Raw genomic sequence first — 19494 nt, 5'->3', positions numbered from 1 at the left:
TCCTTGTGGCGTTGACCGCAGAATTCGTATGGTCGGGTGATGCCGATCACCGCGCCGACGACGCCGCCCGGTCTGCCCACCACCCTCGACTACCCCGAAGTCCCCGTCGGATCGATCCTGGCGGCCGGTGCCGCGCGCTGGGGCGACCGGACCGCCTTCGCCCACGACGGCGGCAGTCTCACCTTCGCCGAGACCCACCGAGCCGCCTGCCGGTTCGCCAACGCCCTGCGCGAACGCGGCATCGGCCGCGGCGACGTCGTGGCCCTTCACCTGCCGAACTGCCTGGCCTTCCCGGTCGCCTACTACGGCACGCTGCTGGCCGGGGCCACCTTCAGCCCGGCGAACCCGCTGCTCCCACCGGACGACCTCGCCTTCCAGCTCACCGACTGCGAGGCCGCCGCGGTGGTGACGTTCGGCCCGGTCGCCGGCGCGCTGGCGAGCGTCGCCGACCGGATCCCGGCGCGGTTCACCGTCGTCGTCCAGCCGGTCGCCGACCTGCCGGAGAACACCGTCGAATTCGAGGCGTTCCACGCTTCGCAGCCGGAGATTCCCCCGTCCGTGGAGCTCGACGTCCACGAGGACCTCGCCCACCTCGCCTACACGGGTGGCACCACCGGCCGGTCCAAGGGCGTGCGGCTGTCGCACCGCAACGTCGTGGTCAACACGCTGCAGCACGCCTGCTGGGGCACCGGCTCGGTCCCGGCGCTCGACGAGCGCGGCGACGTCACGATCGACCAGATCGGCAGCGAGGACGAGTGGCCGTCGCGGCTGGGCACCGGCGTCGCGATCAACCTGACGCCGTGGTTCCACGCGATGGGCATCATCGGCGGCCTCAACGCGGCGGTGCTCGCCGGGACGTCGATGGTCCTGCACACGCGCTTCGACCCGGCGGCGTACGTCGCCGACGCCGAGCGGCTCCGCATCACCGGCATCGGCGGCGCGCCGGCGCTGTTCGCGGCCCTGCTCGCGACGCCGTCGTTCCACACCGCCGACCTGTCGTCGGTCCGCTCGATCGGTTCGGGTGCGGCGCCGATGAACCACGCGATGATCAACGCGCTGCGCACGCGCTTCCCCGACGTGGTGGTCACCGAGGGCTACGGCCTCACCGAGGCGACGATGGGCGCGGTGATCTCGCCGACGTACCGGTCGGGCACGCGCAAGGTCGGCTCGGTGGGCCTGCCGATCTTCGACACGGAGGTCAAGATCGTCCCGGCCGAGGGCGGCGAGGACCCGCTGCCGCCGGGTGAGCGGGGCGAGGTTTGCCTGCGCGGGCCGCAGATCATGCTCGGCTACCGCAACCGCCCCGAGGAGACGGCGGCAGCCTTGGTGGACGGCTGGCTGCACACCGGCGACATCGGCATCCTCGACCCGGACGGTTATCTGTCTATTGTGGACCGCAAGAAGGACATGCTGCTGTACAAGGGTTACAACGTCTTCCCGCGCGAGCTCGAGGAGCTGCTCATCACGATGCCGGGCGTCGCGGCGGCCGCGGTGGTCGGCCGCCCCGACCCCGAGGTCGGCGAGCTGCCGGTGGCGTTCGTGGTGCCGCGCGGGTCGCTGGACGCCGACGGCCTGATGGCGGCGGTCAACGAGAAGGTGCTGCCCTACAAGCGGCTGCGGGAGGTACACGTGGTCGAGCAGATCCCGGTGTCCGCGGCGGGGAAGGTGCTGAAGCGCGAGCTGCGGCAGCAGCTGATCGGTGAGCTCGGCTAGGAGGTGGGCTTGAACCGGCAGGTCTCGGGCTGGGCCACGCAGTCGTACCGCTGAGCGCCTTCGATGCGTATGTTGTACTCGACTTTGTGCGGTCCCCACGCGGTGGTCGCGAAGGCGGGTTGCCCGGCGGGCGGCACGACGAGGGTGTGCTTGCCGCCGCGGTAGGAGTATTCGATGCGGACGCGCCAGAGGCAGAAGCACTGTTCGGTCTTCGCGCGGATCACCAGGTGCTCCGGCTTGCCCTGTTCGACGAACCGGATCTTGCCGTCGGAGAGGTAGGGCCGCGCACCGGCGCCGTCCCCCGGAACCAGGGCGGGAATTTCGGTGCCGGCTCCGGAATCGAGCCGGAACTCGACGAGGGCGGTCTCCTCGCTGCCTTGAGGATCGGCGACGAAGGCTGTCCCGCCCAGCGGCTTATTCCGCTCCTCGACGACGGCGGTGATGGTCTCGAGGTCGATCCGCCCGGAGCGGTGGCTTTCCAGGGTCACCTGCTGTCCGGAGGTCCCCAGCTGGGCATGGGTGTGCTGCCGCACCTCATCGAGAACCCCGCTCGACGCGGTCCGCCCGAGCACGGCGTCGGTGGCCCAGTACTGCCCGGCGACCAGCTCCGGGTAGCTCTCCCCGCGAGCGGAAAGGACCTCATCGGAGAAGAGATCCCGAGCCCGATCGGCCACCAGCGGAGCAACCCCGGGCACGGCAACGGCCAGCACGAGCGGAGTAACGGTGGCAAGAAGCCATTTCGGCGCCCGGCCGAGCCCCCGCCACCAGCCGAGTCCCCGGTTCGGCCGCGGAGCGGGCCGAAGCGAGGTCGCCCGCCCGGCGACGACCGGTTTCCGCTTCCGGTTCACGCCTCGGCGCCTTCCTGTGCCGGCCGTGCGCCGGCCGCGGCCCGGGAATCGGCCTGTGGCTCGGGGTTGCGCTCGGGCTCCGCGGGCTTCGCGCCGGCACTGGCGAAGCCGCCACCCCGGCCCGCGCTTCCGGCTTCGCGCCCGGCTCCGGCACAGCCTGCGCCTCGATCGCCGGTCCCGCGCTAGGCACCGGCCCAGCCTGGGGCTCGGCCGCCGGTCCCGCGCCCGACACCCGCCCAGCCTGCGGCTCGGCCGCCGGCTCCACGCCCGGCTTCGGCTGCGCCACCGGCTCCAGCTCCGCCCGCGAATCCAGCCCGGCCTGCCCCTCGGCCGCCAGCTCCTCACCGGGCTCCAAGGGCGCCGGCTCGGTGTCCGGTTCCTCCGTCACGCGCGATCCCACCACCACCGCCAGCAGCGGTACCGCCGCCAGTGCCGCGAAGTAGCCCACGCCCAGCGCCAGCTCGTCGCGCTGGGCGCTGATCCGGTCCGCGATGCCGCTCGGGTCCCACAGCAACCACGCATTGATCAACAGCACGCCGTACAAGCCGCCGCACACGTACAGGGCCGTTGTGCGCAGCGTGGCTCGGCGCCAGCCCGTGGTCAGCGCTGTTGCCACCAGCAACACCAGCGTGGCGATCAGCCCCGCTCGATAAATCGCGGGCCAGCCGGTGACGACCGCCGGGAGGTCGCCCTCCGTGGTGTCGATCTCGAACCACGGCAATGCCTGGGACAGCACCACGAGCGGGACCGCGAGGACCAGCGCCGTCAGGCGCAGGGCTGGGGTTCGGCGCGCCGGTGCCGGGCCGGGGGCCGCCGCCAGCTGGATGCGCGTGGCCGCCCGGACGCCCGCGATGGCCACGCCCAAGCCGAGGAACAACAGGCCCGTCGTGTAGAACACCAGGCCCTGGGCCGGTGTCACCAGGAGGTCCGGCCGGGCCCCCTCCGGGTCCAGCCCTGCGGACGGCAGCCTCGAGCCCAGGTCGGCCGCATTGGCCCGCAATCCGACGAACAGCGCCGTCAAGGCCGGCACCGGCGCGCACACCACCACCAGCAGCCACCGGATCCCGACCCGCCTGCGCGCCGCCGCGAAGGCGATCACCGCGCCCACCGCGGCGAGCACCAGGAGCACCGCGAACGTCGGGCCCTGCCGCTCGACGCTCGTCACCGTCAGCGTGAACGACGACGCCCGCGGAGCGGTCCGGACCGAAATCCAGGGGAACGTCAGCGCGACTACGGCCAGCCCCGCGCCGATGCCCGCCAGGACCACCCCGGCGAGCCAGGGCACCGCGACGCCGTCGTCCGGCCGGGAATCCGCCATTTCTCGCCCCTCGAAGAACCCGAAGACTCTGGAAACCGAGGCAGGACCTTAGCGGGTTCTTCCGGGCGCCGGAGGCGAATCCGGACTGGACGTCTCGAACGGACCGATCAGTGGCCCGTCTTCTCACGCAGGGCCGCGTCCTTGTCCAGGACCAGCTTTTCCAGGTCCGCCTGGAACGCCGCCATCTTCGCGCGCAGGCTCTCGTCGGACGCCGCCAGGATGCGGACCGCCAGGAGACCCGCGTTGCGCGCGCCGCCCACCGACACCGTGGCCACCGGGACACCCGCCGGCATCTGGACGATCGACAGCAGGGAATCCAGGCCGTCCAGGTACTTCAGCGGCACCGGGACGCCGATCACCGGCAGCACCGTCGCCGACGCCACCATGCCGGGCAGGTGGGCCGCGCCGCCCGCCCCCGCGATGATCACGCGAAGGCCGCGCGACGCCGCCGACGACGCGTAGTCCAGCATGCGCTGCGGGGTGCGGTGCGCCGAGTAGACGCCGACCTCGTACTCGACGCCGAACTCGTCCAGGGCCGCGCCCGCCGCCTCCAGCGTCGGCCAGTCCGAGTCGCTGCCCATGATCACGCCCACCTGCGGCGCCATACCTGATCTCCTAGTGGATTTCGTAGCCGTCGAGCCAGACGGCGTGGGACAGCCAGTGCGCCGACAGCAGCGCGCGGTTGCGCAGGTCGTCCATGCGCTCGCCGGTGAAGTTGACGTGCCCGAGCTTGCGGCCCGGCCGCTCCTGCTTGCCGTACAGGTGCACCCGGGCTTCCGGGTACCGCGCGAACAGGTGGTGCAGCCGCTCGTCCGGGCCCATCTCCGGCAGCTCCGGCGCGCCCAGCACGTTCGCCGACACGCACGCGGGCGCGACCAGGTCGGTCCGGCCCAGCGGGTAGTCGAGCACCGCCCGCAGGTGCTGCTCGAACTGCGACGTGCGCGCGCCGTCCATGGTCCAGTGCCCGGAGTTGTGCGGGCGCATCGCCAGCTCGTTCACCAGCAGCCCGGTGTCGGTCTCGAACAGCTCGACCGCGAGCAGCCCGGTGACGTCCAGCGTCGCCGCGATCCGCAGCGCCAGGTCCTGGGCCTCGTGCACCCGCGAGTCGTCGAGCCCCGGCGCCGGGGCGAGCACCTCGGTGTTGATGCCGCCGGTCTGCACCGTCTCGACCACCGGGTACGCCGCGCCCTGGCCGAAGGGCGAGCGGGCGACGAGCGCGGACAGCTCTCGCCGCATCGCCACCTTCGCCTCCACCAGCAAGGCCGTGCCCGCGGCCAGCAGCTCCGGCACGGTTTCGCGCGCGTGCTGGGCGGTGTCGAGCATCCAGACGCCGCGGCCGTCGTACCCGCCGGTCGACGCCTTGAGCACCACCGGCCAGCCGTGCTCGCCGCCGAACGCCACCACGTCGTCCACAGTGGACACCTCGGCGAACGCCGGGCCCGGCACGCCGAGGCCCGCCATCATCTCGCGCATCACGAGCTTGTTCTGCGCGAAGCCCAGCGCGGCCGGCGCGGGCCGGATGACGAAGCCCTCCATCGCCAGCGTCAGCAGGTGCTCACCCGGCACGTGCTCGTGGTCGAAGGTGAGCACGTCGACCGAGGCCGCGAACTTCCGCAGCGCGTCGAGGTCGGTGTGGTGCCCCAGGGTGACGTCGCCGGCGACGAGCCCCGCGGCTTCGTTCTCGCCCGCGGCGAGCACGCGCAGGGACTGGCCGAGGGAAATCGCCGCCTGGTGGGTCATCCGGGCCAGCTGGCCGCCGCCCACCATGCCCACGACGGGCAGACCGGTGTGTTTGTCCATAGCCCGCTCAGACTAAACGGTGACCACCTGCGGTGACCGCCGGACCAGGCGAAGCTCACGCGCCGCGAGGCCGAGGATCCCCGCGACCGCCGCAAGCACGTAGCCGTTGCCGAGAACCGACCAGCCCAGGCCCCAGCCGAACTCCCGGTCACCGCCGTTGGGCACGAGCATCACGATCTGCGAAACGAACAGCACCGCGACCGCCGCCGCGGCCCACCACCGCGCCTTCACCAGCAGCAGCGTGAGCAACGGCACGCACCAGACCCAGTGGTGCGACCACGACACGGGCGACAGCAACAGCCCGTAGAACGCCGTGACCAGCAACGCGGCCGCGTCCTCGCCACGCCGGTGCAGCCGCACCACCAGCCACACCGCCGGCACGGCCAGCACCGCCGCCACCCCGATCGCCACCGCCAGCGACCAGGGCGCCAGCACCGACGCCCGGTTGACCAGCCCGTTGAGCGATTGGTTGAAGATCCAGTGCACCGACCCGACCCGGCTCGGGTCGGTCGCCGAATCCCGCCAGAACCGCATCGCGTCGACCGGGATGACCGCGAACATCACCGCTTCCAGCACCACGAATGTGCCCAGGGCCCGCAGCCCGTCCTTCCACCGGCCCGTGAAGAACAGGTGCGGCACGAAGATCAGCGGGGTGAGCTTGATCGCCGCCGCCACGCCGATCAGCACGCCCGCCCACCGCGCCCCTCGTAGGGAGAGCACCAGGACGTCCAGCACCACGAACGCCATCAGTATCAAGTTGATCTGGCCCAGGAACAGCGTCTTCCACACCGGTTCCAAGGCCAGCGCGATGGCCGTTCCCGCCGGCAGCGCCCACCGGCTTCTTCCCAGAAGCGGTGCACCCCCCGGCGACGACGAAACCACCGTGATCACGACCATAAGACCGACCACCGACAAAAACGCGATCACGCCCCAGACCAAGCCGGACGGCACGAGCGCGAGCGGCAGGAACAGGGGCGCGGCGGCCGGGGTGTAGGTGAACGGCAGGCGCACCCAGTCCGGCAGCGCGGTCAGCACGTCCCGCGTGTAGAGCGGGTCGCCGTGCAGCAGCGTCAACGCGCCCGCGCGGTACACGGCGCTGTCCGCGCCGAGGTGCCACCCCGCCAGCCAGGCGACCACGCCGAGAGCCAGCACGAGAAGCGCGAGACCCCCGGCGAGAAAGCGGCCGGTGCGCGCCTCAGACACCGGTCGCGACGTCGACATGCTCGTCCGCGGCGGCCTTCTTCCGCGATCGCCGCAACAGGCCCCACCGCAGGATGAGCGCGAAGGCCAGGACGACCGGCATCAGGATGTAGGCGTCCCCGAGGACGTTCTGCCACACCTTCCAGTGCAGCTCGACGTTGCGGCCGTTCGGCAGGATCAGCAGCACGCAGCTGACGAACACGAACGCCACCAGCCCGGTCCCGACCCAGCGCTTCCACGCCGTTTTCGGCGTGGTCTTCGGCAGCCGCGAGACCAGCAGCACGATCAGCGGGATCACCCACACCCAGTGGTGGGTCCACGAGATCGGCGACATCAGCAGCGTCCAGAACGCGGTGACGAGCAGCGCGGCCAGCGTCTGGCCCTTGCGGTGGAAGCGCATCAGCAGCCACAGCGCCGGGATGGCGAGCAGCAACCCGATGCCCATCGCCGCCTTCGACGCCCACGGGGCGAGGTCGGTGGCCCGGTTCATCAGCGCGTTCAGCGACTGGTTGCCCGCCCAGTGCACCGGCCCGATCCGGCCGGTGTCCGGCAGCGTGACGGTCCAGTACTTGGCCGCGTCGTGCGCGTTGATCAGGAACATCAGGCCCTGGAGCAGCACGAACGTCGCGAACCCGCGGATCGCGTCCTTGCGCCGCCCGGTGATGAACAGGTGCCCGAGGAACACCAGGGGCGTCAGCTTGATCGCCGCCGCGACGCCGACCAGCACCCCGCCCCAGCGGCTCCCCCTGGACCCGATGACCAGCATGTCCAGCAGGATCATGGCCATCAGGATCAGGTTGATCTGGCCGAGGAAGATCGTCCGCCACACCGGCTCGAGGGCGAGGAAGACCAGGAAGAACACGATGGTCGAGCGGGCGGGCGAGGCCCACCAGCGCGGGCCGTCCGTGGCGGGCCGCGGCAGCGCGCCGATCGCGATCCGGATCGACAGCGCCATCGCCCCCAGGGAGACGGCGGTGATCAGGCCCCAGGAGATCTGCGTCGGGAACGCGGCGAGCGGGACGAAGATGAGCGCCGCCGTCGGTGGGTAGGTGAACGGCAGCAGCGCCCACCACGGCTCGTCGGGCAGGGTGTTGGCGTCGTAGAGCGAGTCGCCGTGCAGCAGCGACAGCGCGCCCGCCCGGTAGACCGCGCTGTCGACGCCGAGCACCCAGTCGTGCTGCCAGCCCCAGATGCCGTACCCGATCGCGACCAGCGGGATCACCGACAGGATCAGGATCGACCGCGGGCGGACGGACAGGCGGGCGAGTGACTTCCGCAGGGCCAGCCGGTGCTGGGATCTGGCCGCGATTTCGCCGTCGACGTCGGTGGATACGGTCCGGGTCACCGCATCAGGAAATCATGACCGGCCGGGTCGCGGTCGGAAGGGTCCGGGCAAAACCGGACTTTTCCGGTGTTCTACGCACGCGCCAGGTGCGCCAGCAGGTCGCAGGCCAGCTCGTGCGTGGCGGGCAGCCGCACCGCCGAAACGCGGGGTCTGCCCACGTCAGCCAGCTGGGTGTCGACCGCCAGCCGCTCGTGCAACGCCCTTCGCAGCGCGACGCCGTGCGAAGCGACCCGCTCGTCTTTCGGAACCAAGGCCGCGACGACGGACGGCCCCAGCGAAGCGACGCTCTGCCCGCTGTCGAACACCGTCCGCAGTGCGTCCGCCACCAGGATCATCCCGGTCAGCCGCGGGAACCCGGCGACGGCGGTGAGGTCGAGCGAGACGACGAGCAGCACGTGGTCCTCGGCGGCCGGCCGCTCGCGCGCGGCGGCGGCGCGGTAGACCTCCGCGAGCCGGGTGCGCAGGTAGGCGGCCGTGGGCAGGCCGGTCAGCGAGTCGGTGACCTCGGTGTGCACCAGCTGGTCGGTGGCGACGTCCGCCCAGGCCAGCGCGGTGGTCCGCAGCAGCCGCGCCGGCGTGGCGTCGACGTCCGGCGCGACGAACCCGTCGCCGCCGTGGCCGAGCACGGCGTGCAGCGCGGCGAGGTCGGCGAGGGTCTCCGCGAGCCCCGCACCGGCCGCCGCCCGGGCCCTGGCCAGCCCGGCCAGCGCGGTTTCGGCGGCTTCGACGCGGCCCTTCGCCATCACCGCCGCGCAGACGGCGTCGACCTCGGGCAGGGCCCAGTCGCTGGGGAACCGCCAGCCCGCGGCGAGGCTGGCCGTGCGCCAGCGGGCCCGCAGCGCGCGCAGGGAGGCGTCCCGCTCGGCCTGCGTCGGCGGCGTGTCATCGGAGCCGGGTCGCGCGGCCGGAACATCCACTCGCCACCCGCCCCTTTCGTCCGGTTCGCAGCGATCTTGTCCGTCGCTTCACGATGAGGACGTACCCCGGTGGGCACCGTGACGCGTACTCAGCGGTTTTTGTCGTGAAGCTTTTCCCCGGCCCGGGCCGGGGGTGGGTGATTTTGCTCCGCCGTCGGAGTCATCACGCCGACCACGACGTGACCGCCGGAGGTGGGTCAGTCACACTGGTCTCGCGTCCGGGATCGGCCTGTAATGGCAGGTCCTGGCCCTAGCCGACCGAGGAGTGCCGTGTCCACCGTTCCCGCCGATCTCAACGGAAAGAGTGACTCCGAGCTGATTGCGGAAGTCCGCTCCGGGAAGATCGCGTCGTACGGGACCCTCTACGAACGGCACACCGGTGCGGCCCGCAATCTGGCCCGCCAGCTGGCCCGCTCCAGCTCCGAAGCCGACGATCTCGTGTCCGAGGCGTTCGCCAAGGTCCTCGACACGCTGCGTGGCGGCAAGGGCCCGGATACAGCCTTCCGGGCGTACTTGCTGACGGCGCTCCGTCACACGGCGTACGACCGCACCCGCAAGGAGCGCCGGGTCGACCTCAACGAAGACATGACCGAGGTCGGCGGCGCCGCGGCGGAGGCGCTGACCGTGCCGTTCTCCGACACCGCGGTCGCCGGGCTCGAGCGGACGATGGCCGCCAAGGCGTTCGCACGGCTGCCGGAACGCTGGCAGGCGGTGCTCTGGCACACCGAAATCGAGCAGCAGAGCCCCGCCGAGGTCGCTCCGCTGCTCGGCCTGACCGCGAACGGCGTCTCCGCGCTCGCCTACCGCGCCCGCGAGGGACTCCGCCAGGCATACCTGCAGGTCCACCTCCAGGAGAACGCCGAGGAACGCTGCCGCGCCTGCGCCGAGCGGCTCGGCGCGTGGACCCGCGACGGGCTGTCCAAGCGCGAACGCGCCCAGGTCGAGAGCCACCTCGACGAGTGCGACCGGTGCCGGGCACTGGCCGCGGAGCTGGCCGACGTCAACGGCGGGCTGCGCGCGATCATCGCCCCGATCGTCCTCGGTGGCGCCGCGCTGGGCTACCTCGCCACCATCGGCGCCGCGAAGGCGAGCGCGGCCACCGCGGCCACCGCGGGGGCGGCCGCCGCCGGTGCCGCGGCGGCCGGGGGCAAAGCCGGCGCGGGTGCGGGAGCCGCCGCCTCGGGGCCTCGCCAGTTCGCCGGCGTCGCCGCCTCGGGCACGGCGATCGTCGCGGCCATCGTCATCGCGCTGACCGCGGGCGGCGGGACGCAGGAGATCCCGGTCGCCGCCCAGGTGCCGCCGCCGACCCAGCAGGTCGAACCGCCGGCCCCGCAGCCGCCGCCCCCGGCCCCGCCCGCGCCGCAGCAGCCTGAACCCCCGGTACCCCCGCCCCCGGGCCCGCAGCCCGTCGCGCCGCCCCCGGCTCCGCCCGTCGCGCCCGCCCCACCGCCGGTCGCGCCCCCGGCTCCGGCACCCCCGCCCGCACCGGCCCCGCCCGCACCGGCACCGGCGCCACCGTCGATGTCCGCGACGACCCCGCCGGACGGCCTCGAGCTCAGCCCGGGTGCCGCGAAGAACCTGCCGATCACCGTGCGCAACGACGGCGGCAGCCTGTCCGAGCCGGTGGCCGTCGCGCTGCAGCTGCCACGCGGGGTGCGCGCGGTCGACACCGGCGGTGGCGGCGCACCGATGGCCCGCGCGGAGGACCCCGCCCCGATCTCGGTGAACTGCCCCGGCGGCGAGGGCACGGTCGTCTGCAAGACCGGCGCCGGCCTGCAGCCCGGCCAGAGCGCGACGCTCAACTTCCGCTTGCAGGCCGACGAAGACGCCGAGGGCGGCACGGTGAAGGCGTCGGTCACGGCCGGCGTGCAGATCTCCGTCGACGTGAGCGTCAAGGTCACCGTGAAGCTCCCGCCGGACGCCGTGGCCCTGGAAGCGCTGGGCGACGGGCTGTCGGCGTTCCCCTGGAACCACCACCCGCTGGTCTACGTGCGGGTCCGCAACACCGGCGAGACGACCAAGCCGGTCACGGTCACCTTCGACCACCCGCTCAAGCAGTGGTGGAGCCTGCGCGGCTTCCCCTGCACGACGACGAACGAAGGCGCGAGCTGCACGACGAAGAGCGCGGTGGCGCCGGGCCAGCACGTCAACCTGTGGGTGCGGCTGCTGGAGCGTCCCGACGAGGGCCGGGTGACGATCACCGCGCAGCTCGGCCGGGCGGCGGCACCGCCGGTGACCGTGGACTTCGGCTGCTGGCGCCACTGGTGCGGCAAGGACCCGCTGCCCACGCCGACGACCCCGTCGGTCCCCACGCCGACTCCGCCCAAGCCGACGCCGACCAAGCCGTCGAAGCCGACGTCGAAGCCCCCGGTGACGACGACGGACACCGACGAGCCGGCAAGCGAGCCGCCGGTGTCCACGACCACGACCAGCGCACCACCGCGGTCCGGCGGGAAACCGGGGGCCAAGCCGCCGACGGTCAGCCCCGCGAAGGTTTTCGGCTGGCTGACGGGGTAGCGTCCGCGCGGTGCGCGAGCTGCTGAAGAAGCATCGCGAGCTCCTCCGCTTCGCCGTCGTCGGCGGGATCAGCTTCGTGATCACGATGTCCATCGACTACGGCTTGAAGTTCACCGTGCTGCGGACCCACCCGGTGACGGCGCTGATCGTCGGCGTCCTCGTCGCGACGATCTTCTCCTACGTCGCCAACCGCGAGTGGTCGTTCCGCACCCGCGGCGGCCGGGAGCGGGCCCACGAGGCCGCGCTGTTCTTCCTGCTCAGCGGCATCGCACTGGGCCTGAACGCGCTGCCGCAGTGGTTCTCGCGGTACGTGCTGGACCTGCAGGTGCCGCGGCTGTCCCCGTTCGGCGTCGAGGTGGCCGACTTCGTCAGCGGCATCGTCATCGGCACGCTGCTGGGCACGCTGTTCCGGTGGTGGGCCTTCAAGAAGTGGGTCTTCCCCGACGCCGCCGGCCGGCCGCGCGCGGTGCCCGCCGAAAGCGCCGAAGATCCGGACATTAGCGACAGCAAGGCCGCCTGAACCACAGGTCAACGCGGTGTGCTCCTAGACTGCGTGGTGTGACCGTTGTGGAAACCGTGCTCAAGCGCACGCCGGAGCCACTGCGTTCGGTGCTGATCAAGCACCGGGAGCTGCTGAAGTTCGCGATCGTGGGCGGCACGACGTTCCTGGTCGACAACGGCGTCTGGTACACGCTGAAGCTGACGGTGCTGGAGCCGAAACCGACGACGGCGAAGGCGATCGCGATCATCGTCGCGACCATCGTGTCCTACATCCTCAACCGCGAGTGGTCCTTCCGGACCCGCGGCGGGCGCGAGCGCCACCACGAAGCGGCGCTGTTCTTCGTCATCAGCGGCGTCGCGGTGGGCGTCAACCTGGTCCCCCTGATCGTCTCGCGGTACGTGCTCGACCTCGAAGTCCCGCACGTGACGTTCCTGGTCCAGGAAATCGCGGACTTCGCGAGCGGCTCGATCATCGGCATGCTGCTGGCCATGTTCTTCCGCTTCTGGGGCTTCAAGAAGTGGGTGTTCCCGGACGAGCTGGGCGAGCGGCGGCGGGACAACGACCAGATCACCCCCCTGCCCTGACCCAGGCCGCAAAAGTACTTGTCTTTTGACATGTAGTTGTCTACTGTCATCCTCGTCAGTGTTCCTTCGCAAGGACGCCGTCCGGGTTCGGCCGGGCGAGCGGGACGATTCGAGGTGGTTTCCGAGCGCGAAGAGGTCGCATCCGCCCGCGGATGACGATGGAGCCTTTTCCCGACTCGAGGTCGGCGTGTTCTCGCGCGCCGCCGGTATCTCTCGTCTCTTCTGACGAAACAAGGACTTCCTCTTGAGCACGATCGCGCCTTCGCGCGCCCTGAAACCTGCCCTCACGGGCCTGTTCCTGTCCGTTTTCCTCGCGATGCTCGACGCCCAGGTCGTCGCCACCGCGCTTCCCCGGATCGCCGCCGAGTTCGGCGGGACCGGCGCCTACGCCTGGGTCACCACCGCCTACCTGCTCGCCGGGAGCGCCACCGCGCCCCTGTACGGCAAGCTCGGTGACGTCTTCGGCCGCAAACGTGTGCTCCTGGGCGCGCTCGCCCTCTTCCTGCTCGGCTCGCTCGTTTGCGGCCTGGCGCCGTCGGCCGCGTTCCTGATCGCCGGGCGCGTGCTGCAGGGTGCCGGTTCCGGCGGCCTCTTCGTCTCCGTCGGCGCTTCGCTCGGTGAGATGTTCACGCCTCGCGAAGGCGCGAAGTACTTCGGCTGGTTCTCGATCTGCTTCGCCGTCGCTTCGCTCGCCGGTCCCGTCGTCGGCGGCCTGCTCACCGGGGTCGCCGGGTGGCGGTCGATCTTCCTGGTCAACCTGCCGCTCGGGCTCGTCGCCCTGGCCTGCCTCAAGCCGCTCGAGCTGTCGAGACGGCGCCGGGAAGCGCCGTTCGACTTCGCCGGCGTGCTCCTGCTCGGCACGGCGATCACCGGGTTCACCCTGCTCACGCCGTGGTCGGTCGCGCTCGGCGCGGCCGCGGCCGTGGTGTTCGTGGTCGTCGAACGGCGGGCCGAAGCGCCGGTGCTGCCCCCGCGACTGTTCCGCGACCGGACGTTCACCGTGTCCGTGCTGCTCAGCGTGCTCGCCGGGTTCGCGTTCCTCGGCTCGGTCAATTACATCGCGGTCTTCCTGCAGGCCGACGCCGGTCCGGCGGAAGGTGGGCTGCGGCTGCTGCCGATGACGCTCGCCGTTTCGGTCTCCTCCGTCGTCGCCAGCAAGGTCATCGCCCGCACCGGCGCGTACCGCTGGGCGCCGCGGTCGAGCATGGCGCTCGGCCTGCTCGCGGTGCTCGGCCTGCTCACCCTGGACGGTTTGCCGGCCGCGCTCGGCTGCCTGGTCGTCTTCGGCCTCGCGGCCGGGCTGAACCTGCAGGTGCTCGCCATGGCCACGCAGAACACCGCCCCCGCCGCGGACCGCGGCGCGGTCGCCGCCGGCGTCAACCTCGCCCGCGCGCTCGGCTCGGCCCTCGGGCCGGTCGCGCTCGGCTTCGCCTACCACGCCGGCACCCACACCGTGTTCCTCGCGCTGCTGCCCGTGCTCGCGCTCGGCCTCGTCACGGCGTTCGCGCTCCCCCACGTCACGCTTTCCCGATAGGAGAACCTCGATGATCTTCGTCCTCGGCGCCACCGGCAAGGTCGGCCGCCACCTCGTCCCCGCCCTGCTCGACGCCGGCGCCGCCGTCCGCGCGCTGACCCGAGACCCGGCGAAGGCCCGGATCGACCCGCGTGCCGAAGTGGTCCGCGGCGACCTCGGCACCTCGGACCTGCCCGCCCTCCTGGCCGGTGCGGACCGCGTGTTCGTGCTGACCCAGGGGCACAGCGCCGACCGGGAAGCGGCGGTCGCACGGGCCGCCGACCAGGCCGGCGTCACCCACCTGGTCAAGCTGTCCACCACCGGTGTCCACTTCGGACAGAACGACCCGATCAGCCGCACACACGCCGAAGCCGAGCAGGCGGTCCGCGAAGCCGGTCCGGCGTGGACGATCCTGCGTCCCGGTGCCTTCATGGACAACCGGTTCGCCTGGATCGGCTCGATCCGCGAAGAGAACGCCGTGTACGTGCCCGACACCGATCCGCCGTCCGCGCTGATCCACGTCCGGGACATCGCCGAAGTCGCGGCCCTCGTGCTGACGACGTCCGGGCACGAAGGCGCGACCTACGAGCTCACCGGCGGCGAAGCCCTGACCACCGAGCGGCAGGTCGCCATCCTGGCCGAGGCGATCGGCCGTCCGCTGAAGTACGTCGAAGAAACCGAAAGCGCCGCGAAGGAGCGGCTGATCCGGGTGTACGGCTGGCCCGTGAAGGCCATCGACGGCCTCTTCGCCCTCAAGCGCGAGTCGGCCCCGCACGAACACGTCGTCTTCGACAACGTCGAGCGGCTGCTCGGCCGGCCGCCGCTGACCTTCGCGGCCTGGGCACGGGAGAACGCGTCCGCGTACCATCACCAGGAGTGACGATGGGGAGGTGAGGCGGATGCGCGCCCTGCGCGTCCTCGTCGTGGACGACCACCCCCTGTTCCGGATCGGCGTGAGCACGCTGCTCGCCGCCGAACCCGGGATCGAGGTCGTCGGCGAGGCCGCCGGCGGAGCCGACGCCATCGCCTCCGCCACCGCTCTGCGGCCGGACGTCGTCGTGATGGACCTGCACCTGCCCGACCTGTCCGGCATCCAGGCGACCCGGCACATCGTGGCGGCGAACCCGGGCACCGGCGTGCTGATGCTGACGATGGCCGACGAAAGCGAGTCGGTCTTCGCGGCGATGCGCGCCGGTGCCCGGGGCTACCTGCTCAAGGACGCCGAGCCGGACGAGATCATCCGCGCCGTCCAGGCGGTCGCCCGGCGGGAAGCGATCTTCGGCCCGGACATCGCGAACCGCGTGCTCGCCTTCTTCACCCAGCCACCGGCCAGCGAACCGGTGTTCCCGGAACTGACCGGGCGCGAACGCGAGGTGCTCGCGCTGATCGCGGCCGGGCACAGCAACAGCCTCATCGCGAGCACGCTGTGCCTGAGCCCGAAAACCGTGCGCAACCACATCTCGAACGTCTTCGCCAAGCTGCACGTGGCCGACCGGGCCGAGGCGATCGTCCGGGCCAGGGACGCGGGTCTCGGCCGGTCTGTGACAAGCGGGGCTTCGCCCCGGGCCGGGGACTCCGCCACCCGGACCCCCAAACCGAAGTCCTGACGCACGGTCCGCCCGGGCAACATCGGGACGCCGGTCCCATGCGCCCGGGACACGCGAGCGGGCAGGCTGGGCAGCCTGCACCGTTCGAGGGGAAATGGGGAACGATGTTCGAAACCGAGCGCACCCCGGTGGTGGTCCGCGCCACCGATCCGATCCTGCACGACGGCGTCTGCACGGCGCTGCGGTCGCGCGCCGACGTCCGGGTGGTGGACGACGGCACGGCCCTGGTCGCCCTGCTGGTCGCCGACCGGCTCGACGAGCCGATGACCCGGCTGCTGGCCGCGTTGCACCACCAGGGCTTCACCCGCATCGTGCTGATCGCGGGCGAAGTCGGCGACAACGAGATCCTGAACGCCGTCGAGCACGGGGTCTGCGCGGTCGCCCGCCGCGCCGACGCGGGGCCCGACGTCCTGGTCCGCCTGATCAAGGCCGCCGCGGCCGGGGAAGGCGCGTTGCCGCCCGAGCTGCTCGGCCGGTTGCTGAACCGGGTTTCGCGCCTGCAGCGCCAGGTGCTCCAGCCGCGCGGCCTGCGCCTGGGCGGCATGAGCGACCGCGAGACGGAGGTCCTCAAGCTCGTCGCGGCGGGTCATTCGACGCAGGAGATCGCCGACGAGCTGTGCTACTCGCAGCGCACGGTGAAGAGCATCCTCCACGACGTGACCAACCGGTTCCAGCTGCGGAACCGGTCGCACGCGGTCGCTTACGCGTTGCGGGAGGGGCTGATCTGAGCGCTTCCTAACGCGGGACGCGCTCGGCCGGCCAGCGCACCTCGGGGACGTCGGTCGGCCGCGGCACCTTGAGGAACAGGCTGAACACCGCCGGACGGCGGTTCGACAGCTCCAGGCGGCCGCCGTCGGCCTCGACCAGCGCCCGCGCCAAGGCCAGTCCCACGCCCGTCGAGCCGCCGCCGGAGAAGCCGCGCTCGAAGATGTGCGGAGCGAGCTCGTCCGGGACGCCGGGGCCGGTGTCGCTCACCTCGATCACCACCGTGCCCTCGGCGTCGCCGCGGCGGGCGATGAGCGTCACCGTGCCCGAGCCGTGGCGCAGCGCGTTGTCCAGCAGCACGCCGATGACCTCGCGGAGCCGTCCCGGAGTGGCCCGCGCCATCAAGCCGTCGGCCACGCGCGTCCGCAGGTTGCGGCCCTCCGAGCGGAGCAGCTCGCGCCACTCCTGGGCCATCGCCGGCAGCTGGGTCGGCAGGTCCACCGGTTCCGCGCCGACCTCACGCGCCGCGCGGGCCGCCGCCAGCAGCTCGTCCAGTGCCTCGGCGAGCCGGTCCGCCTGTTCCTGGGCCGCCTTCGACTCGTCGGCCACCTCGTCGTCCGGGTGGACCGTGAGCGGTTCCAGCCGCAGCTGCAACGCCGTCAGCCGGCTGCGCAGCTGGTGCGAGACGTCCCCGACGAGCTGGCGTTCCCGCTGGACCAGCTGGGCCAGTGCGGTGCCGGACGCGTCCAGCGCTTCGGCGACCATGTCGAGTTCGCCGACGCCGTAGCGGCTCGGGTCGGGCCGGAAGTCGCCGCCGCCCAGCCGGGCCGCGCGTTCGGCCACGTGCCGCAGCGGCTTCGCGAGCCGCCTGGCCGTCGCGATCGCCACCACCGCGCCGGTGCCCACCGACAGCAGCACCAGCAGCACGACGACCAGCGTCACCGTCGTCTGCCGCTCGTGCATCGGGCCGGCCGGGACGGCGATCTCCACCTTGCCGTCGCGGGCCAGGTCGGCCGTCTCGGTGACGGTGTCGGGGCCGGGACTGCTGCCGTAGCGCTTCTCGGTCTGGCCGCTGGCCCGGACGGTCAGCAGCCCGTTCGCCGGGACCGCCGCGCGCACCTGGTCGAGGTCGATCTCCTGGCCGTTGGCGATTTCGGTGTCCAGGATCGCCGCCGCCGCACGGGCGTTCTCGGCGAGCGTTTCGCGGTAGCTCGACTCGATCTGCCAGCTCGCCACGATGCCCAGCGGGATGCCGAGGACCGCCGCGGTGACGGCGACGGCCAGCAGGATGGCCAGCAGGATGCGGCGGCGCACGGCTTATTCGGCGTTGAAGCGGAAGCCGACGCCGCGGACGGTCGCGATCCGCCGCTCGCCGTCGTGGGTCTTGCTGGTGCGGCCGGCGGCCTCGTCGGCGGCGATGGCGAGCTTCCGGCGCAGCCACGACATGTGCATGTCGAGCGTCTTGGACGTCTTCGACTCGAGGTCGTTCCAGACCTCGGCGAGGATCTCGTCGCGGCTGACGACCTGCCCGGCGCGGCTCATCAGCACGCGCAGCAGCTCGAACTCCTTGTTCGCCAGCTGGACTTCGTGGTTGTCCACCGTCACCAGCCGGGCGCCGAGGTCCATCCGCACCCCGCCGGCCTCCAGGACGTCGGGCACCCGCCGGCGCAGCAGCGCGCGGATCCGGGCGAGCAACTCGGCGAGGCGGAACGGCTTGGCGACGTAGTCGTCGGCGCCCGCGTCCAGGCCGACGACGAAGTCGACCTCGTCGGTGCGGGCGGTGAGCATCAGGACGGGCAGCTCGGTGCCGGCGGCGCGCAGGCGGCGGCAGACCTCCAGACCGTCCATCCCGGGCAGGCCGAGGTCGAGCACGAGCAGGTCGACGCGCTGGGCGGCGGTGGCGTCGAGCACCGAAGGGCCGTCGGTGACGACGTGGATCTCGTATCCCTCACGTTCGAGGGCGCGGGAGAGCGGTTCGGCGATGGCCGGATCGTCTTCGGCAAGTAGGACCATGCTCACCTGGCCAACTCTACGGCTCGCGGGCGTGAAACCATCGTGACCGTGCCTGGCTACGAAGATGATCTGGCTCTCGCCACCCGGCTGGCCGACGCCGCCGACGCGATCACGACGGCGCGGTTCCGCGCCCTGGACCTGGCGGTGGAGCGCAAGCCCGACCGCACCCCGGTGACCGACGCCGACACCGCGGTCGAGGACGCGATCCGCGCGCTGCTGGCGGCCGAACGCCCGGCCGACGCGGTGCTCGGCGAGGAGCGTGGCGGCTCGGCCGCGACGGGCCGAGCGTGGGTGCTCGACCCGATCGACGGGACCAAGAACTTCCTCCGCGGAGTACCCGTTTGGGCGACCCTCATCGCCCTGGTGGAGGACGGCGACCCGGTCGTCGGCCTGATCAGCGCGCCCCTGCTGGGCCGCCGCTGGTGGGCGGCTTCGGGCGACGGGGCGTTTTCGAGCGACTCGGCCGGAACCCGCCGGCTGTCGGTTTCGAAGGTTTCGTCCCTTTCGGACGCTTATCTGTCCACAACGGACCTCAACTCCTGGATCGAGTACCACTCGCGCGAGAAGTACCTCGAACTGGTGGACGCGTGCTGGGAGACCCGGGCGTTCGGCGACTTCTGGCACCACGTGCTGGTGGCCGAGGGCGCGCTGGACGTGGCGGCGGAGTGCATCGTCAACCCGTGGGACGTCGCGGCCGCGCAGGTGATCGTGACCGAGGCGGGCGGCCGGTTCAGCGATCTGGACGGCGCCGAGCGCTACGACAACGGCAGCGCGCTCTCGACGAACGGCCGCCTCCACGACGCGGCCTTGGCGGTCCTCGAGCGCTGACGGCGGCCCGGCGAGCACTTCTTGACCGGTCTGGACCAGCAGTGGTTCACTCACGGTGCTCGCCGGGTCACCCGGTCTTCTGAC

The 19494-nt window shown here is 72.1% G+C and carries 18 protein-coding genes; 9 read left to right on the top strand and 9 right to left on the bottom strand.

Going from position 1 to position 19494, the window contains the following annotated elements; translation table 11 throughout:
* Nucleotides 1-39: 39 nt before the first annotated feature.
* Nucleotides 40-1713: an AMP-binding protein gene (locus AB0F52_RS20275; RefSeq protein WP_360172869.1), complete on the top strand. Its 1674-nt coding sequence runs from the start codon at nucleotides 40-42 to the stop codon at nucleotides 1711-1713.
* Here AB0F52_RS20275 and AB0F52_RS20270 read toward each other — a convergent pair.
* The 7 genes from AB0F52_RS20270 to AB0F52_RS20240 all read right to left on the bottom strand — a co-directional run bounded on the left by AB0F52_RS20270 (nucleotide 1710) and on the right by AB0F52_RS20240 (nucleotide 9141).
* Nucleotides 1710-2387: a hypothetical protein gene (locus tag AB0F52_RS20270; RefSeq protein WP_360172861.1), complete on the bottom strand. Its 678-nt coding sequence runs from the start codon at nucleotides 2385-2387 to the stop codon at nucleotides 1710-1712. The two genes, AB0F52_RS20275 and AB0F52_RS20270, sit on opposite strands and share 4 nt — an antisense overlap.
* Entirely contained in the window at nucleotides 2353-3879 is a 1527-nt protein-coding gene (locus AB0F52_RS20265; protein WP_360172858.1) for a hypothetical protein, read from the bottom strand. Before AB0F52_RS20265 ends, AB0F52_RS20270 begins: the two co-directional genes overlap by 35 nt.
* Nucleotides 3880-3986: 107 nt before the next feature.
* Nucleotides 3987-4484, bottom strand: a complete 498-nt coding sequence (gene purE, locus AB0F52_RS20260; protein ID WP_360172855.1) for a 5-(carboxyamino)imidazole ribonucleotide mutase — start codon at nucleotides 4482-4484, stop codon at nucleotides 3987-3989.
* Between the two features lie 10 nt (nucleotides 4485-4494).
* Nucleotides 4495-5679: a 5-(carboxyamino)imidazole ribonucleotide synthase gene (locus tag AB0F52_RS20255; protein WP_360172852.1), complete on the bottom strand. Its 1185-nt coding sequence runs from the start codon at nucleotides 5677-5679 to the stop codon at nucleotides 4495-4497.
* Nucleotides 5680-5691: 12 nt separating this feature from the next.
* Nucleotides 5692-6900, bottom strand: a complete 1209-nt coding sequence (locus AB0F52_RS20250; protein WP_360172849.1) for a glycosyltransferase 87 family protein — start codon at nucleotides 6898-6900, stop codon at nucleotides 5692-5694.
* Nucleotides 6875-8224, bottom strand: a complete 1350-nt coding sequence (locus tag AB0F52_RS20245; protein ID WP_360172846.1) for a glycosyltransferase 87 family protein — start codon at nucleotides 8222-8224, stop codon at nucleotides 6875-6877. Before AB0F52_RS20245 ends, AB0F52_RS20250 begins: the two co-directional genes overlap by 26 nt.
* Nucleotides 8225-8295: 71 nt before the next feature.
* Complete coding sequence (locus tag AB0F52_RS20240) at nucleotides 8296-9141, bottom strand: GGDEF domain-containing protein (protein WP_360172843.1); 846 nt, start codon at nucleotides 9139-9141, stop codon at nucleotides 8296-8298.
* Nucleotides 9142-9411: 270 nt separating this feature from the next.
* On the opposite strand from AB0F52_RS20240, the gene AB0F52_RS20235 reads away from it, so the two are divergent.
* The 7 genes from AB0F52_RS20235 (at nucleotide 9412) to AB0F52_RS20205 (ending at nucleotide 16592) form a co-directional block, all read left to right on the top strand.
* Nucleotides 9412-11658 carry a sigma-70 family RNA polymerase sigma factor gene (locus AB0F52_RS20235; RefSeq protein WP_360172840.1) on the top strand — a complete coding sequence of 749 codons (2247 nt, stop codon included), beginning with the start codon at nucleotides 9412-9414 and terminating at the stop codon, nucleotides 11656-11658.
* 10 nt (nucleotides 11659-11668) lie between these two features.
* Nucleotides 11669-12178, top strand: a complete 510-nt coding sequence (locus AB0F52_RS20230; RefSeq protein ID WP_360172837.1) for a GtrA family protein — start codon at nucleotides 11669-11671, stop codon at nucleotides 12176-12178.
* A 38-nt stretch (nucleotides 12179-12216) separates the two neighbouring features.
* Complete coding sequence (locus AB0F52_RS20225; protein WP_360172834.1) at nucleotides 12217-12744, top strand: GtrA family protein; 528 nt, start codon at nucleotides 12217-12219, stop codon at nucleotides 12742-12744.
* Nucleotides 12745-12988: 244 nt separating this feature from the next.
* On the top strand, nucleotides 12989-14278 hold the full coding sequence (locus tag AB0F52_RS20220) for an MFS transporter (RefSeq protein ID WP_360172831.1): 1290 nt from the start codon (nucleotides 12989-12991) through the stop codon (nucleotides 14276-14278).
* 10 nt (nucleotides 14279-14288) lie between these two features.
* A complete protein-coding gene (locus AB0F52_RS20215; protein ID WP_360172828.1) occupies nucleotides 14289-15137 on the top strand; it encodes an NAD(P)H-binding protein in 849 nt (282 codons plus the stop codon).
* Nucleotides 15138-15156: 19 nt separating this feature from the next.
* Nucleotides 15157-15864, top strand: a complete 708-nt coding sequence (locus AB0F52_RS20210; RefSeq protein ID WP_360172825.1) for a response regulator transcription factor — start codon at nucleotides 15157-15159, stop codon at nucleotides 15862-15864.
* Nucleotides 15865-15968: 104 nt separating this feature from the next.
* Nucleotides 15969-16592, top strand: coding sequence for a response regulator transcription factor (locus AB0F52_RS20205; RefSeq protein ID WP_360172822.1), 624 nt, complete (start codon nucleotides 15969-15971; stop codon nucleotides 16590-16592).
* A 7-nt stretch (nucleotides 16593-16599) separates the two neighbouring features.
* Here the strand turns inward: AB0F52_RS20205 and AB0F52_RS20200 are convergent, their stop codons facing one another.
* Together AB0F52_RS20200 and AB0F52_RS20195 are read right to left on the bottom strand one after the other, a co-directional pair.
* On the bottom strand, nucleotides 16600-17883 hold the full coding sequence (locus AB0F52_RS20200; protein WP_360172819.1) for an ATP-binding protein: 1284 nt from the start codon (nucleotides 17881-17883) through the stop codon (nucleotides 16600-16602).
* A gap of 3 nt (nucleotides 17884-17886) precedes the next feature.
* A complete protein-coding gene (locus tag AB0F52_RS20195; protein WP_103341097.1) occupies nucleotides 17887-18582 on the bottom strand; it encodes a response regulator transcription factor in 696 nt (231 codons plus the stop codon).
* A gap of 42 nt (nucleotides 18583-18624) precedes the next feature.
* Between AB0F52_RS20195 and hisN the strand changes: the two genes are divergently transcribed.
* Nucleotides 18625-19410, top strand: coding sequence for a histidinol-phosphatase (gene hisN, locus AB0F52_RS20190; protein WP_360172816.1), 786 nt, complete (start codon nucleotides 18625-18627; stop codon nucleotides 19408-19410).
* Nucleotides 19411-19494 lie beyond the last annotated feature (84 nt).

The organism is Amycolatopsis sp. NPDC024027, assembly GCF_040638975.1.
Lineage (GTDB): Bacteria > Actinomycetota > Actinomycetes > Mycobacteriales > Pseudonocardiaceae > Amycolatopsis.
This window is presented reverse-complemented; position numbering and strand designations above follow the sequence as displayed.

Coding starts and splice junctions, on each gene's coding strand:
- AB0F52_RS20205 (WP_360172822.1), top strand. CDS start 15,969: ATGTTCGAAACCGAGCGCACCCCGGTGGTGGTCCGCGCCACCGATCCG.
- purE (WP_360172855.1), bottom strand. CDS start 4,484: ATGGCGCCGCAGGTGGGCGTGATCATGGGCAGCGACTCGGACTGGCCG.
- AB0F52_RS20195 (WP_103341097.1), bottom strand. CDS start 18,582: ATGGTCCTACTTGCCGAAGACGATCCGGCCATCGCCGAACCGCTCTCC.
- AB0F52_RS20255 (WP_360172852.1), bottom strand. CDS start 5,679: ATGGACAAACACACCGGTCTGCCCGTCGTGGGCATGGTGGGCGGCGGC.
- AB0F52_RS20275 (WP_360172869.1), top strand. CDS start 40: ATGCCGATCACCGCGCCGACGACGCCGCCCGGTCTGCCCACCACCCTC.
- AB0F52_RS20210 (WP_360172825.1), top strand. CDS start 15,157: ATGCGCGCCCTGCGCGTCCTCGTCGTGGACGACCACCCCCTGTTCCGG.
- AB0F52_RS20265 (WP_360172858.1), bottom strand. CDS start 3,879: ATGGCGGATTCCCGGCCGGACGACGGCGTCGCGGTGCCCTGGCTCGCC.
- AB0F52_RS20250 (WP_360172849.1), bottom strand. CDS start 6,900: ATGTCGACGTCGCGACCGGTGTCTGAGGCGCGCACCGGCCGCTTTCTC.
- AB0F52_RS20215 (WP_360172828.1), top strand. CDS start 14,289: ATGATCTTCGTCCTCGGCGCCACCGGCAAGGTCGGCCGCCACCTCGTC.